12 protein-coding genes and 1 tRNA gene are annotated in these 15,126 nt (G+C 31.9%); 6 read left to right on the forward strand and 7 right to left on the reverse strand.

Features of this window, described 5'->3' with window-relative positions:
- Positions 1 to 20 precede the first annotated feature (20 nt).
- Entirely contained in the window at positions 21 to 5,927 is a 5,907-nt protein-coding gene (locus ACKX2A_RS04320; protein WP_415327805.1) for an alpha-2-macroglobulin family protein, read from the reverse strand.
- A gap of 19 nt (positions 5,928 to 5,946) precedes the next feature.
- Here ACKX2A_RS04320 and ACKX2A_RS04325 point away from each other — a divergent pair, with 19 nt between their 5' ends.
- From ACKX2A_RS04325 to ACKX2A_RS04340, 4 genes are all read left to right on the forward strand, one after another.
- Positions 5,947 to 6,702 (forward strand): hypothetical protein, encoded by a 756-nt coding sequence (locus tag ACKX2A_RS04325; protein WP_415327806.1) that lies wholly within the window; start codon positions 5,947 to 5,949, stop codon positions 6,700 to 6,702.
- Between the two features lie 3 nt (positions 6,703 to 6,705).
- The gene (recF, locus tag ACKX2A_RS04330; protein WP_415327807.1) at positions 6,706 to 7,785 is read left to right on the forward strand and encodes a DNA replication/repair protein RecF; all 1,080 of its coding nucleotides are present in this window, start codon (positions 6,706 to 6,708) and stop codon (positions 7,783 to 7,785) included.
- A 1-nt stretch (position 7,786) separates the two neighbouring features.
- A complete protein-coding gene (locus ACKX2A_RS04335; protein ID WP_415327808.1) occupies positions 7,787 to 8,083 on the forward strand; it encodes a hypothetical protein in 297 nt (98 codons plus the stop codon).
- A 78-nt stretch (positions 8,084 to 8,161) separates the two neighbouring features.
- Positions 8,162 to 8,323: a bacteriocin-like protein gene (locus ACKX2A_RS04340; protein ID WP_415327809.1), complete on the forward strand. Its 162-nt coding sequence runs from the start codon at positions 8,162 to 8,164 to the stop codon at positions 8,321 to 8,323.
- Between the two features lie 38 nt (positions 8,324 to 8,361).
- Here the strand turns inward: ACKX2A_RS04340 and ACKX2A_RS04345 are convergent, their stop codons facing one another.
- From ACKX2A_RS04345 to ACKX2A_RS04355, 3 genes are read right to left on the reverse strand one after another with little or no spacing between them, the layout of a single operon-like run.
- Positions 8,362 to 10,392, reverse strand: coding sequence for a recombinase (locus tag ACKX2A_RS04345; protein WP_415327810.1), 2,031 nt, complete (start codon positions 10,390 to 10,392; stop codon positions 8,362 to 8,364).
- Positions 10,393 to 10,405: 13 nt separating this feature from the next.
- Positions 10,406 to 11,050, reverse strand: a complete 645-nt coding sequence (gene mtgA / locus ACKX2A_RS04350) for a monofunctional biosynthetic peptidoglycan transglycosylase (RefSeq protein ID WP_415327811.1) — start codon at positions 11,048 to 11,050, stop codon at positions 10,406 to 10,408.
- Positions 11,051 to 11,093: 43 nt separating this feature from the next.
- Positions 11,094 to 12,041 (reverse strand): ABC transporter substrate-binding protein, encoded by a 948-nt coding sequence (locus ACKX2A_RS04355; RefSeq protein ID WP_415327812.1) that lies wholly within the window; start codon positions 12,039 to 12,041, stop codon positions 11,094 to 11,096.
- Between the two features lie 158 nt (positions 12,042 to 12,199).
- On the opposite strand from ACKX2A_RS04355, the gene ACKX2A_RS04360 reads away from it, so the two are divergent.
- Positions 12,200 to 12,276: transfer RNA gene (locus tag ACKX2A_RS04360), tRNA-Arg, on the forward strand.
- A 78-nt stretch (positions 12,277 to 12,354) separates the two neighbouring features.
- Here ACKX2A_RS04360 and ACKX2A_RS04365 read toward each other — a convergent pair.
- Positions 12,355 to 12,585, reverse strand: coding sequence for a hypothetical protein (locus ACKX2A_RS04365; protein WP_415327813.1), 231 nt, complete (start codon positions 12,583 to 12,585; stop codon positions 12,355 to 12,357).
- Positions 12,586 to 13,168: 583 nt separating this feature from the next.
- On the opposite strand from ACKX2A_RS04365, the gene ACKX2A_RS04370 reads away from it, so the two are divergent.
- A complete protein-coding gene (locus tag ACKX2A_RS04370) occupies positions 13,169 to 13,312 on the forward strand; it encodes a hypothetical protein (protein WP_415329528.1) in 144 nt (47 codons plus the stop codon).
- A 40-nt stretch (positions 13,313 to 13,352) separates the two neighbouring features.
- Here ACKX2A_RS04370 and ACKX2A_RS04375 read toward each other — a convergent pair whose 3' ends face one another.
- A complete protein-coding gene (locus ACKX2A_RS04375) occupies positions 13,353 to 13,997 on the reverse strand; it encodes a response regulator (protein WP_415327814.1) in 645 nt (214 codons plus the stop codon).
- Entirely contained in the window at positions 13,997 to 14,731 is a 735-nt protein-coding gene (locus tag ACKX2A_RS04380; protein WP_415327815.1) for a sensor histidine kinase, read from the reverse strand. Before ACKX2A_RS04380 ends, ACKX2A_RS04375 begins: the two co-directional genes overlap by 1 nt.
- Between the last annotated feature and the right edge of the window lie 395 nt (positions 14,732 to 15,126).

A 15,126-nucleotide genomic window follows, 5' to 3' on the forward strand; every position in this document is an offset into this window, starting at 1 on the left:
TGATTCTCTAAAGCCAAAAATCATTCCAAAATCTGCACATTTGTTCCTTTTGTATGAGCATTCATCTGCGGCGCATAATAGTTTTGCATCGTTGTCATTCCATTGGAGAATTTTCCGGATGCATTGGCAACATAATCATATTCAAAAACATATTTTCCTTTCGGCATATGTTCGATGTAGAAATTTGTCGAAGCATCTTTCGTCGACTGATAATAGCCTAAATTATTTTTCCACTGATAACCAGAAAGCACATCTACAGGCTCAAATCCGGCAGCTCTCATATCTTTAATATGAATAAATTCCATAGGGCGGTCGGTATTCAAAATCATTCTTACGGTAACTTTATCTCCAACTTTTAATGGAGTTTCAGGAGAGATTTGTTGTAATTCTTCTCCATTTACCGTTTTGATTTTTTTATACAATTCTTTCGTTATGGATATGTAATTTTCAGAAGATTTTATTTTATCCAAATCTTCGTAATATTGCCAAAATAATCCTCCCTGAACAATCCCCGGTCCTGGTTTTGTTACTGTAACTGTAGCTAAATTCTTATCTAAAACATCCGTTTTTACAGAAGATTTTACATATCCTGTTGCCTGAGTTTCCGGCTTTAATTCTTTGCCATCCCAAATTATGGTTGCTTTATCGCTTTCTGCACTTGTCCAGGATTTTCCTGAATTTAAAATCGTGAAAATAACTTCCGATGTTCCTCTTGAACTTCCCCAAGAGTTCACTTCTTTCTGTGTGATTAACCAGATTTTCATGTCTTCGATGAATTTCTGATCGTTGGGTTTCAACTTATTAAAAGCTTCCAAAGCACCTGCATGATTCACAACTTTTGAACTAAACCATCCCCAATCATCAAGGTTTTGTTTCCAATAAACACCTTGAGTTTTTGAATCTACAGAGGTTTCCTTTAAATAAGTCATCAATTTATCTGAAACATCTTTTAATCCATAATCATTCATTAATAAAGCCACTCTGTGCAATCCGAAAAACGTAAAATCCGTAATTTTTGCGGTTTTTGCTTTTTGTTTTACTAATGATTTTAAAGTTGCCCCTTTTCCTTTTAACGGATATTGTTTTTCCCAGTAATTTCTGGTGTCGAGATAATCAATCGCCCAATTGTTCCAAACGTTTTCTTTCTTTACATCCCAATATTTTCCAATTTCATTATCAACATACTTCACTAAATTTTCAACCAATTCTTTTTGTTCTGAACTTTGATAATCTTTCACATTATCTTTTAACCAAGAATTGATTTTTCCTAAATTTTTCAAAATGTACAACGAAGTCGAATACGAGCTCGGATAACCTTGATACCAAGAGAATCCACCATCCGGATTTTGCAGTTTTTTGAAATCGTCCCAATCCTGACTGATGGAATTTTTCATTGAATTAACATCAAACAACAAGGCAAGTTTCTGCATTTGCTCCTGCTCATTTTTACTTTCTAAAACCCACGGTGTTTCGTCCAACAACAATTGTTTTAATTCCTGATTTTTTTCAAGATTTGAATTCAATAAACCTTTATTCTGATATTCTTCGAAAATCGTTTTCATTTTCGGGTTGGCTCTGAAAATTTCAGAAGCCAAAACATCGGCAAACCATTTATTGAAGATCACATCGGCAGAATTGTTCTGATCATTTTTAAGGTTCGGAAGCGCAAACATGATTTCCCAAATCGGATTTGTTGTCAATTCCAAAGTATTAGAAACATTAGAAATTGTCGTTGACGTTGCATTTTTAAGATTTTCCAGTTCGAAAGTTTTCGTTTCACCTTCTTTCACGAAAATCGGAAGTGCATCTGTTACGAGCATTCTGTTTGGCAATACTGCAACCGCTTTTTGCTCACCATCGGAATACTGACCGGCTTTTGCAACCACTTTTAGAATAATTGAAGATACATTATTCGGAACTTTTAATTTCCATGTCAACGCGGAGTTCTCGTTTTCATTTAGGTCAAAATTCTGCACACTTGAATTTAAACCAAATTTTGAAGAAATATCTTCATTGGTAAAGGCATCCAAAATCTGTAAACTTGCTGAACCATTGAGTTTTTTGCTCGTTAAGTTCGACAATTTTGACTGTAAATTCAATTCATCGCCTTCTCTCAAAAATCTCGGATAATTTGGTGTTACCGAAAATTCTTTTTGTGTCACAACTTCTTTTTCCAACGTCGCTGCTCTTGCATCTTTGGTGTGAGCTAAGAACATTAATTTCCATTTTGTCAAAGCTTCCGGTGAAGTGAATTCGAAGTTTACGTTTCCTTCAGAATCGGTTTTTAAATCCGGATAGAAGAACGCTGTTTCATTAAGATTTTGACGTACCGGAACTTTATTTAATTTTTCTTCTGGATTATCATCAACATCCATCAACTCTTTTTTCTCTTGTTCAGTCAATTGTCTGCCGGAATTTAGAATATTTACAGCCTCATCATTCATTCTCATGGACTGCAATTTCATTCTTGGTGATGCACTTTTTGCTTCTGCCATTGGAGCCGGTAAAGCTCTTCCGGCTATAGCAACTCCGGCAACATTTCCCTGCAATTCATTAAGAACAAGATTATTTTCCGCGAAAATCATGTTATCAAACCAATCGAATCTCGGCTCTTCAATTCTGTTCCCTCTGTAATATTCCAATCTTTTTTGAAAATATCTTTCTACAAGATTTTGCCTAAGTTCATAAGATGTTACAATGGAAAAAGGAGTATAAAGGTTTTGCCATACAAAATTATTCGGTTCAAACTGATCGAGCGACATGTCATACATATTTGCCAAAACTTCCGCATTGATCCTTTCTTTATCATTTCCTGTAACTTTTACCGTCCATTTTTCCTTAGAATTCGGTTCTATTTTGTCTCTAAAGGTGATCGTCTCGATTTTTAAAGGAGATTCTGATTCTTTTATTTTTAAATTAACAGATTCTGTCTGAACATCATTAAAAGCAACCACCTGAAATTGAAGATTTAAAGTTAAAACACTTTTATCTTTCGGAACATCCACACTGTATTCTAAAACTCCGTTTTTAAACTGATGAACTTCAGAAGTCGTTTTTCCTGAGCCATCCTGTACAAAAATGTTCGCCAATGCATTCGGAATTGCAGAATAAACATAAATTTTCGCCTTTTCACCTCTTGAAAACTCTTTTTTGGGATCAATAACCGTTAAGAAAGTTTTCTGATTTGAACTTAAAGAATTCTTATTCCAAACACTGAAATTCTGTGTAGTTTTTATCGTGTCTTTCCCTTCAATATTATACAATTCAAGCTTATAATTTCCGGTCTCAAGCTTTCCAAGATCAAGAGATTCTTCGTTAAATGTCTTTCCATTTAAAATAATAGACGAAGCTTTTAAATTTTCAGATTCCTCATTTTTATCGTAAAAATCGTGCGGGAATTTTGCTATAAATTCTTCTTTTGAATATTTCGGTAAATTCTGAATTTTTGTTTTAAAGTTATCTCTAAAAATTCTATTTGGTGATTCTAATTTTGAAAGTTTTACCTGATAAGATTTTTTAAGATTCTGATCATTATAGTTTTTGGTTTCAACTTTCAATTTTACATTTTCATCGGTAAATATATTATTTAAAACATCAGCTTTAATATAATGAGAAACAGAAGCCACTTTCAATTGGGTATCTGCCGTTTGTGTTTCACCGTTAATGTCCGTCACCGACGCATTAATTTCGTAATTGTCAACCTGAATTCCTTCAATTTTTTCATCTTTTTTAAGATCTAATTTAATGGTAAACTCACCTTTTTCATTTGTTTTTACATTTCCTAAAATCGAATTTTCAACGGTGAAATTTTGAGGATACCATTTAAAATAAATCCAGCGAATATCATGTTTTTTGATTTCATAACTTACACTGGTATTGCTCAATGCAACTCCGGAAAACATCATGGCTTTTCCTTTCAATTCGATAGTTTGACCGTATTTGTATTCATCTTTAACAGGCTCAAATGTGATTTCGAATTTTGGTCTTTTATATTCCTCAACACTGAAATTCTTATAACCGTCTGTCCCATTATCAGTTTTTAACAAAAATTGTCCATTTAATTTGCCTTTTGGAAGAGTAAAACTTCCGTGATATGAGCCAAATTCATTGGTTGTAAAATCCTGTGAAGAAATTTCCTGTCCATTGGTATCAACCAATGTGATTTTTTGCTTTATCGAAGATGCAACAGATTCAATTTCTTTATCGATTTTCGTATTAATTACTTTAAAATAAACAGTTTGCCCTGGTCTGTAAATTCCTCTATCTGTAAAAATCTGAGCCTTTGTACGGGTTTGTTTATTTGGGTTATAATCATCTGAATATCTATTGCCATAAATCTGCATGATCTGAAAATCATTCGTTTTTGGCTGTTGGATTAGTAAAGTTCTGTAATATTCTTTATTTGTGGTCGCCGGAAATTTAAAAACTCCATCTTCATTCGTCTTTCCGTCGACTTTACTTAATATTTTACCAGAAACAAATTCGTAAAATGTAAGATTTTCATTAATTATTGGTTTTCCATTTTCTGAACTTACCAATTTTAAATCATCTGCAAGTTGATTTTTTTCACTTTTATACTGATAAATAATTTTATTTCCTGAAACCAAAAAGTAGAAATTTTGCCTAGAATCAAATTCTTTCAGATCAACTCCTGCAATCGAGTATTCAGCTAGATAAACACCTGAAGGAAGCGGTTTTATATCTAAAGAAGTTTTATGAGAATGATAATCTTTTGGATCGTTTAATTGAAAGACTTCTTTTCTCACCAAACTTTTTTTAATTTTTTGAAAACTGTCTCCGTAAGAATTATTTAAATAAGAAAGAAACGTAGAAAAATTTTCTTTTACTTCATAAATATTTAATGAAAACTCAGAAACATTTTTATAATCCGCAACCAAATGAATGGGTACATTATTTTGTGTCTGCTGCTCATAACTTATCGTAAGAGAAGGGTTTATAATCTGATTTTCCTGATATTTTATACTCTCAATAAAGGATGATTTTGGATATTTATTCTTTGCCTGTGAAATAATTGCCAAAGCTTCGTTTTGCTTCTTTTTGGAAATCAGCTCTTCAACGATCTGACTCATAATCAAAACCTTATAATCTCCTTCCGTATCTGTATTTAAAAGATTTTGAAGTTGCTCAAGTCTATCCTTACAAAGATTATAATTACAATTGGCATTCAGTTTTTCATTCATAAAATACAGTTTAGAGTTTCCTGTATTTTGAGAAATTAATTCGTCGTAAACTGCATTAATCTTAATACGATTCTCCGCAATTTCATTTTTTGTAAAAAGTCCACTATCTGAAAGAAATGTATTTTTTCTCAAAAGATACCAATCCAACAGTGTCGGAAAATATTCGATATTTTTGGTATCCGAAAAAATTTCCTGATATTTCTTTAACGAAATTTTTTTCATCTCAGCTTTTTGCTGATCTAGTTCCTGAAAATTTTTAATCAGATAATTCTTAAAATCGAGCTTACTCCAAGTTTCAATTTGTGAAATATCTTGAGAATTGATGTTGGTACGTTCATCTATTTCCCACGAATTCATGCTATAATAATCAAGGAAAAAGCCTTTCATTAATACATCGAACATCAACTTTTCTTCACCTTTCAATTTACTGTCTACCGTTTGAAGTTTGTTGAAAAATTTCGAAGCATGATCATTTTGGTCATCGTCAGAAATCATGTTCATAATACTGAATTCTGCTTTCAGAGAACGGATTAATTCTAATGTATTATTTTCTTTCATAGCTTGGTTTTGTATGTTCAAAACAATAGGAAGATTAGATTTATAAGTGCCTTTCTGAGAATTTGCAGCTATTTTTCTCCATTGCTCATCGTAATATTTCTGAGCAAAAATCACCGAAAAATTCAGCAGAAACAGCAAAAGCACAAAAATCTTGGAAAATCTTTTCATATATATTATTTTTGTATAAATGAATTTCTTAAAAATACTGAAAAAATCTGTCATCGACAGTCAACTTTATGTATCCTTAATGGGAACCCTTTTTGCAGTATTTTTCATGGAAGAGCAAAACACATTCCGCTTTCCGACATTTTTTCTCATTTTCATTACTTATTTCAGCGGTTATCTTTACACGAAATATCAGAAAACAAGGCATTTCTTTAAAATTTTAATTCTAAATGCTGTTGCTGGTTTAATTTGCGCATTTTTAATTATTCACAATCATAATGAAATACGATTGATTAAATGGTTTATCATTGTTGTTTTAGGATTACTCTACAATAGTTTCTTTTTAGATGTTTATATTCGAAAAATTCCTTTATTGAAAGTATTTTATGTTGGATTGGTTTGGGCTTTGGTGAATTGTTGGCTTACCCTTTCTGAATTCAATTTTCCTATATTTTTCATCAGTTTTTTCTTCATTACAGCATTAGTCTTACCTTTCGATATTCGTGATATGAATGTTGATACTGTGAAAACTTTTCCGACAATTATTGGAATTCAAAACACAAAATATTTAGCTTATTTATTTGTTTTTATTAGTAATATTCTTTCGATCATTTATTTAGATTTAAATTATTCAATTGCATTTTTTCTTTCAGGTATTATCACTTTTATTTTGATTTATTTTTCTGAAAACGAAAGAAATGATGTATATTTTTCATTCGGGGTCGAAACTTGTTCAGCACTTCCTTTTTTATTTCTGATAATAATGGAGTATTTTTGACGAATGATTATCAAGAAGCTTTCCCTATACAATTTTAAGAACCATTTAGAGAAAAAATTCGAATTTTCTCCGCAGATCAACTGTTTTGTAGGGAATAATGGTGTGGGAAAAACCAATATTCTTGATGCCCTCCACTATCTTTCCGTGGGGAAAAGTTTTTTGGGAAATACGGATCTTAACAATATCAAAATCGATGAAGATTTTTTCACGATCGACGCTGAAATTCAGAATGATGACAGTGAAGATAATATTAAAATACTTCAACCCAAAGAAGCTAAAAAAGTCATTAAAAAAAATGACAAAAGCTATGATCGAATGGCAGATCACATCGGATATTTGCCAAGTGTAATGATTTCTCCTTACGATTCAAATTTAATTTCAGATTCCGGGGAAAGCAGAAGAAAATTTTTGGATTCAATGATTTCTCAGACAGATTCTCAGTATCTTTTTGATTTAATTCAGTATCAAAAAACTGTTCAACAGAGAAATGCATTATTAAAATATTTCGCTAAAAACCGTGTTTGGGATAAAGATTCATTAGAAATCTATGATGATCCGATCACTAAATTCGGAACTAAAATTTTCGAGAAAAGACAAACTTTTGTTGAAAAATTAAATCCTATTGTTCAGAGTTTTTATCAGATTATTTCAGGAGGAAAAGAATCGGTTTCTGTAATTTATGAATCTCATTTACTGGAAGATACTTTTGAAAATTTGTTAAAAGAAAGTTTAGAAAGAGACAGAATGTTAACATACACTTCAAAGGGAATTCACAAAGATGATCTTCTTTTTGAAATGGATTCTGTTTTAATCAAGAAAATTGGTTCGCAGGGGCAGCAAAAATCTTTCTTAATTTCTTTAAAATTAGCTCAAATGAGTTTGGTAAAAGAATTAACGAATAAGACTCCGATACTTTTATTGGACGATATTTTTGACAAATTAGATGATCATAGAGTTGCTCAATTAATTGAGTTGGTAAATCAGGAAAATTTCGGACAGATTTTTATTACGGACACCCACAGAGAACGTACAGAAAGTGTTGTAAAAAAAATTAATGAGGAAAGCATAATTTTTGAAATTTAATATGAAGAAGAATAAACGACGTGAATTTCAATCTTCAGATCTTGTGAAATCTTTTGCAAGAATTCATGGTTTTGAAGATAAGCTGATTGCATTTGAAATTAAAGACTTCCTTGAAGAGTATCTAGATGAAAGCCTTTTCAGTGAGATTCAGAGTGTTGATCTGAAAGAAAAGACAATTATCATTAAAATCAGCTCTCCCCTTTTAAAGCATGATTTTAAATTGCGTAAAAGTTTTTATTTGAAAAAATTTCAGGATAAGTTTGGTGAAGATAAATTTAATGATCTTCTGATTCTATAATTTTTCTTTTTTAAATTATTCATTTATTTGTGAAAAATATTTTTATATTTGATTTGTTAACTAAATAATCAAATCAACATGAAAAAATTACTTTCCACAAAGAAGTTATCCAGACAAAATTTAAAGCAAATAAATGGCGGTACAGGTCAAATTTGCTGTGTAAATTTTTGCGGAACTAATGAATGTGCAGTTTGGACTGAGCCAAAGGTACAATGCCCACTTTTACCTGATTGCGTGTAAAAAATAAAGCTACAGAAATGTAGCTTTTTATATTTTCATTAATGATCTTCTGATTTTGTAGAAATTGTACTGCTCATCAGTTCATCAGCTTTTTTATCTAAACCAGAACGAATAGGAATGAAAAATTTCAATGGGTTTTTCATAAAATACCGGAAAATTTCTTTATAAATTTCGCTTACCTGTCCAAAATTCATTTTTCTTGATCTAAATGCAAGGAACATCGAAAGTGAAAAACTTACTAAGAAATTGAAGAATCCAATTAAGAAAACCGTTACGAAAGAAATCCAAAACGTGTAAGAATCTACAGAAAAGTCTTTACCATAAAGTCCTAACGCCAAATTTCCGGCAGCAAAGGTAATATGCCGAATATCAAGATCTAATCCCAAAAATAATCCAACAGGAGCTGTAGCCCCAAGAAAAACCCCAAACCAAAAATTTGAAACTATTCCCGGCCAATTTTTAGCATAATATTTGGACAAACCTTTTGCGAATTTTTTTCCAAAAAGTCTTCTTATAGATAAATTTTTTGCAATCCTTTCCGGTATCTGATAAAAAACAGAATTGTTACCTATATTTCCTGAAATAATTCCAGAAATAAAAAGATAAAATCCCGCAATACTCGCATGAAGAATCGCTTTAGATTTGAAAGGATCTAAATCTTTCAACAATTTATCCGATCTTTCTATCGCTAAATTTTGTGAGAAAAAAACATCTAAACCGTAAATTATTAACAAAGCAATAGGAAAAGATAGTAAAACATTCCCAACAAACGCAATAAACTGACTCCTGAATAATTTTGAAACCAAATGTGCAAATTCGGTATTATTGCTTCTAATATTTCCTTCTTCTGCTAAAACTTTCGTCATTGTCGCAGCAGTCATTGCAGGTTGTTTTGTAGCAAGAGTAAAACCCATCAAATAGATCATTACAAAGCCCATCGCATAATTCATCGAGTACAAAAATGCATGTGAGAAATCGCTTCCGGGGACGTAACCGTAAAGCATTTTCAAAACACAAAGAGCACCTACGATAATCCCTCCACCACTTGCTTTATAGAACATCGTCATGTATTCTTTACGGGTTGAAGTGATATAGTGTGACCCTGTTTCTGCGGTATGATTGGTGATTAAATGTGAAATTAATCTTGTGCTATCGTTAATAAGTTCTGAAATATTGTTTTTATGAGATTTATAATTTATAATATTAAAAATCAACTGCTTAGAATTAATTAAAACATCTTTTTCATTATCAATCACCAACAACTGAACAATTTCATAAATTCTCTGAACCTGTTGACGAATTTTTAAAAGAGACTGATTAATTTTCCCTGAAATCCCATATTTAGATGAATTTTTAAAGGAAAGATTTACAAATTCCAAACATTGCCCTATATAAATTTTGATCTGCTTATATCTGCTGTCTTTGGAATGCAACTGAAGTTCAGGATTTTTTTCAAATTCCTCTGCGAGATCTTCCAATTCATTTTGTAATGCCAAAAAAGGATTGTCGAAATTTCGATATTCAGGGGCCATTCTTACAACCTCAACTTCCATCGCTGCACCAGTAACCCTCCAGGAAAGAATATTCATTGAGAAAATCATTTCCTTTTTCACATTTGGACTAATAATAAAATCGGAGATATCTAAAAGAGAAAAAAGTTCATCAATCTCATTTTCAGGAAGATTATGAAGATATTTCAAATCAGATTTTGGTCTGAAACTTACATTATCAATCATATACCAAACTGTCTTTTCATTTACAACAGGTGGTAAAATTTTATTCAGAATTCTTTTTTTAAACTCTGGAATAAAGGCGTTTTCTGAAAGAATATTTGCTTCTGTTAAAGAAAGATTGAAAGGTCTTCCTTTAAAAATATTGTGAATGTAATATTTAAAATTTTCAACATATTGAGGATTATTCCTAAAAAAATTAAGCACATCTGTAAAGTCAGCTCTTTTTACACCATCTAAAAATTCCGCAAACGGATCCAAAGAAAGTGTTTCGTTCTTAAAAGAAAAATATTTTTTAAGGACAGACTCAAAATTTGTGCTGGAATTAAAGAGTTTCATTAGTACAAAGATACTATTTCAAACTCACATTCCTCATTTGTCTCATGATCCAATTGTGCTTCTTTCTTAAATATGCCGATGGATTTTTAGGATCATACTTCTTTGGATTGGGCAAAACAGCTGCAATCCATGCTGCTTCTGAGGTTGTAAGATCTTTCGAAGACTTTCCAAAATAATAATTCGCAGCGGCTTCTATACCAAAAACACCTTGTCCCATTTCGATAGAATTCAGGTATCTTTCCAGAATAATATCTTTGCTCCAAACTTTCTCGATGATGAATGTGTAAACCGCTTCCAAACCTTTTCTCAGCCAACTTCTGCCTTGCCAAAGAAAAATATTTTTTGCTGTTTGCTGAGAAATTGTACTTCCGCCTCTCAATTTTTTGCCCTTTTCATTATTCTTCATCGCCTTTTCGATCGCTGTATAATCGAAACCATCGTGAATGAAAAATTTTTGGTCTTCTGAGGCAATTACAGCTTTTTTTACATTATTTCCCATCTCATCATAGGAAATATAATCTCTCTGCAATCTTCCATATTCGAAAAGTCCTCCGATTTGTGTAAGCGTTATTGGCGGGTTGAAAAATCTCCCCCAAACAATAAATACCACATTCAGAATCAGAACAATAAATATAATCTGTTTAATTTTTTTCCACATAACTTTTGTAAAAAGGAATGACAAAAATAGCAATAAGTCTGAGTTATTGCAATTCTTTCATGTAAGTCAGCTGATAATTTGGCAACAATTCCGGATGAAAAATCTTGATATAATCCTTCAAAACAAGATCAGATCTTACAATTCCACCTTCAAAGAAATCATTTGCCTGAGCTTTTTCTTTCCCTGTAATTACATAGATTTTACCTTTATTAAAAACGTTTAATTTACTATAAAAAGCATTCATCCCAAGCATCTCTTTTTTAGAATGATGATTTCCTGCATTTACCCAAATATTTACGTTATTTGACTTTGCAAAAACCTCCTCAAAACTCATTGTTACAGCTTTTTCATCAGTATTATTATTTAAAATATAATTGGCATTGGCATCAGCAATAAAATTTGCAACAGAAGTTTTTCCACCCGGAAGATACCAAACATCTCCATACATTTCATTCGCCAAAACAGTTGGTTTTTCTTTTGATTTTAAAGCTAATTTCTTTAATTCATTATAATTTTTCTCAATTTCTTGATATTTGGTTTGTGCTTCCTGATCTTTCGCTAAAAGTTTTCCAAAAAGTTTGATATAAGCCGTTTTTTCCAAAGGTTTTTGCTCCATGTACTCATCCAGAAAAATCACCTGAATTCCATTATTTTTTAATAACTGGTAAGTGTTATCAAAACTTGAAATATGGTTCGTGAAAATAGCATCCGGTCGTAATGAAATAATTTTCTCAACATCATATTTCTGTTCATTTCCGACGTTCTGAATTTTCCCTTCTTTGATTAAATTTTGAATTTTTTCAGAATAAATATATTCCGGACTTGAAACTCCGATCACTAAATTTTCTGCTTCTAACTCGGAAATATATCCCGCCATACTTGCATTTAGCAAAATAATTTTCTTAAATGGAATCTGATTTTTCTTAAAATCATACGTGAAATTTCCCGATTTTAAATGTAAAGCATCATTCTTCTCATCATATTTAACCAAATTTGAGATGGATACTGATTCTGAGGGTGATTTTTTTTGCTCTCTTTTACAAGCAATTAGCACGAAAATCGCGATTAATAGGAAAATTCTTTGTTTCATCTTTCAAAGAAAAGAAAAAAGTGCTATATTTGCAAACCTTTAAACAACAAGGAAACAACGGGCTCGTGGCGCAACTGAATAGCGCATCTGATTACGGCTCAGAAGGTTACAGGTTTGAATCCTGTCGAGCTCACCAAGATCCAAAAGGCGCCAACTGTCTTCAGTTGGCGTCTTTTTTATTTAAAAATTATGTACACTAAAGTATATAATTGCCTTACTTATTGCTGTTAAGTAAACCTGCTATTTTCTTGCTGATTTCAACTGCTACAGACGACGGTCTGCTTCCAGAGCCACTACTGCTATAGAAGAATTCAACTGAGGACTGGATAGAGCTTCCTGTAATTAAATACTGCCCGTCAATGGTTGTTGTAATCTGGTTTAAAAAGTCCTGTGTCGAGGATTTGATGTCTTTCTGCCAAATCACTTCCTGAGCAGATACGCTCAAGAGGGAACATAAGGATAATGCAATAGGTAGAATTTCTTCATACTTAGTGTTTATTTTGAGTTGTTATTATTAATTTTTTAATTGTACAAAAGTATCTCTTTTACATCACCACATAAAGATCTATGAATAGGATTTAACATGAATATTATTATTTTAGACCAATTTAAGTCATAAAGGCAAAACGGATATAAATAAGACTGAACAAATATCGGTATTATTGTTTTGTCAAAAAATTTGATCTGACTGACCGCTCACTTATGGTAATCAACAAAATGAGCCCTTATGGAATATTGATATTTTAAAACTGGAATTAACCTCTTCTGCTTATCATTAAATAAAAACTAAAGACATTTTATTAAACCAAATTGAATTCTACTATTTGTTATAACAAATTAAAATTGATAATTAATTTTTTCTATCTAAACTAATTTTAAAGCTCCGCAGTACGAAGCAGCAACTTTGTTAGGACGGGTTCAATTGAAAGATATTTTAATAAGACAATTCCAAATAAATAAGTACGCTTGATGCATTTCGTAATCACTCTAAATAATTATGTTAATAAAATTGTTAAAAAAATTTAAAAATGCAGGGAGAGGACGATCTAAAAGGTCTTGCCAAAATCATGGCATTCATGAGAACAGTGAGCATCATTATGATATCACTTATAACTGATTTCGGGTCGGTACGAAGAATCAGAGAGGTAAAAGAAAAGCAGCATACTGCATAATCTCATTAGAATCTCAATCAAATTTTTTGTGATTGAGACTTTACTGATTATATAGCCTAAGAATCTCTACCAATTCGGGTATGGACCGTATTTTCAGCTTCTCAAACAATCTGTTTTTATAGGTACTGATCGTCGATGAATGGAGATTCAATTGATTAGAAATTTCTTTAAGAGGAAGACCTTCCGCAAGCTTATTGGCAATTTGCAATTCGCGGTCTGATAGTGCTTCAAAGGGAGAATTTTTGGCTGTGCCATTTAATGATTCTAAAAAAATAGCTTCCTTTACACTATCACTTACATATCGGCCTTTGCTGAGCATTGCAGTTAAAGCAGTTTCAATGACTTCAGTAGAGCTTTGCTTGCTTAAATAGCCACCAGCACCCATTTTTAGGTAGCGTATGCCATACAATTCTTCATCCTGTGAAGAAAATATTAGAATTTTTAGTTCAGGTCGGTGAATTTTTATGTAATCTATTGCTTCCTGAACAGTCCCATTAGGCATGTTAACATCCATAATGACCAGATCCAATTCTTCTTTCAGAATAAGTTTGTACAACGATTTGTAATCCTCTACTTCAAAAATTATGGCATCGGGCATGAGTCGTTTGATTGTTTGTATCAAACCCATACGGACGATACCATGATCATCTGCTACTGCAATATGAACTTTTATTTTTGAACCCATCACTCTATAAATTTACTTAAAAAAATGGAAACCGTTGTGCCTTTATTTTCAGCGGAAATGATTTGGATGTTTCCATGCAGCAAGGATATAAAATTTTTTACAATTTTCAAACTTAGTCCAACTCCTTTCTCGCCAGAAGTTCCCAGGAATATAGGAATATTATAAGTGTAGATCCCAGATAAATATTTTTCATTCATTCCCGTTCCGAAATCAGTTACAGAAAACACTACCTGATCACCTTCTGTAATCACCTGTAAATAAACATCTTGTCCGGGAAGGGAGTATTTTGCCGCATTGTTGAAAATTTTGTCTAAAATATATTCGAGCAAGATGCGATCGCTTGTGACAAAGGTATTGGGATCTCCTTTAAAATAAAAATTAATGTTTTTTTCTTTTAACTGAGCAGCATATCTTTCTTCTAAATAGTGAAAAAGATCCATCACCCCAACTTTAACGGGCTTAATCTTAAATTCCCCGTATTGTGTTTTTAGCCAGGCAATGCTGTCCTGGACAGTTTGCAAATTTTTTTTTGCATCATTCCTTACCTGCGGCAACAACGTAAAAAAATCTTCCTCACTTATGTTTTTTTGCTCTAGCTCTTCTATAAGGAACAAAAATGTTCCAAACAGTTCTTTTGAGTCATGAGACAATATCGAAATTAGTCCGTTTTTGAAATTGATTTCGTTTTCCAGTCTTTCGATTTTTAACTGCAGTTCGTTGACAACATCATCCATAAATCTAGTATTAATGCTTAAAAAATCTACTACTGCCTTTTTAAAGCACGGTTAACTATTATTTTTTTATTCTATGCCAAACCATTCTTGAATCATCAGACTGTATTTTTGGTATAATTAAGGTTGATTAAATCTCTGATTCAGGTTTGCAGACATTTTTTTCTCACAAAGAGGATTTAATATCAATACTGCAATAATAGGTAATTCGATTGTTTTTTCCAAGACTATTTTTTGATTTGATATCAAAAAGACGGACGAGGCTGATTATATAAGCTAGTGTTGGCACCTGAGCATACTTCTGAGATGAAGACGAAGTACTGGAACACAGAAAGATAGACGTAGTATTTATAATACAACGTTATATTGATTTTTCCCAGCAATGAGATCCAGATATT

This window comes from Chryseobacterium sp. MMS23-Vi53 (genome assembly GCF_047651245.1).
In the GTDB taxonomy this organism is placed as follows: Bacteria; Bacteroidota; Bacteroidia; order Flavobacteriales; family Weeksellaceae; genus Chryseobacterium.

Excerpts from the sequence above, each read along its gene's own strand:
- ACKX2A_RS04345 (WP_415327810.1), bottom strand. The coding sequence starts at position 10,392 with ATGAAACTCTTTAATTCCAGCACAAATTTTGAGTCTGTCCTTAAAAAA.
- mtgA (WP_415327811.1), bottom strand. The coding sequence starts at position 11,050 with ATGTGGAAAAAAATTAAACAGATTATATTTATTGTTCTGATTCTGAAT.
- ACKX2A_RS04340 (WP_415327809.1), top strand. The coding sequence starts at position 8,162 with ATGAAAAAATTACTTTCCACAAAGAAGTTATCCAGACAAAATTTAAAG.
- recF (WP_415327807.1), top strand. The coding sequence starts at position 6,706 with ATGATTATCAAGAAGCTTTCCCTATACAATTTTAAGAACCATTTAGAG.
- ACKX2A_RS04320 (WP_415327805.1), bottom strand. The coding sequence starts at position 5,927 with ATGAAAAGATTTTCCAAGATTTTTGTGCTTTTGCTGTTTCTGCTGAAT.
- ACKX2A_RS04335 (WP_415327808.1), top strand. The coding sequence starts at position 7,787 with ATGAAGAAGAATAAACGACGTGAATTTCAATCTTCAGATCTTGTGAAA.
- ACKX2A_RS04380 (WP_415327815.1), bottom strand. The coding sequence starts at position 14,731 with ATGGATGATGTTGTCAACGAACTGCAGTTAAAAATCGAAAGACTGGAA.
- ACKX2A_RS04375 (WP_415327814.1), bottom strand. The coding sequence starts at position 13,997 with ATGGGTTCAAAAATAAAAGTTCATATTGCAGTAGCAGATGATCATGGT.
- ACKX2A_RS04325 (WP_415327806.1), top strand. The coding sequence starts at position 5,947 with ATGAATTTCTTAAAAATACTGAAAAAATCTGTCATCGACAGTCAACTT.
- ACKX2A_RS04370 (WP_415329528.1), top strand. The coding sequence starts at position 13,169 with ATGCAGGGAGAGGACGATCTAAAAGGTCTTGCCAAAATCATGGCATTC.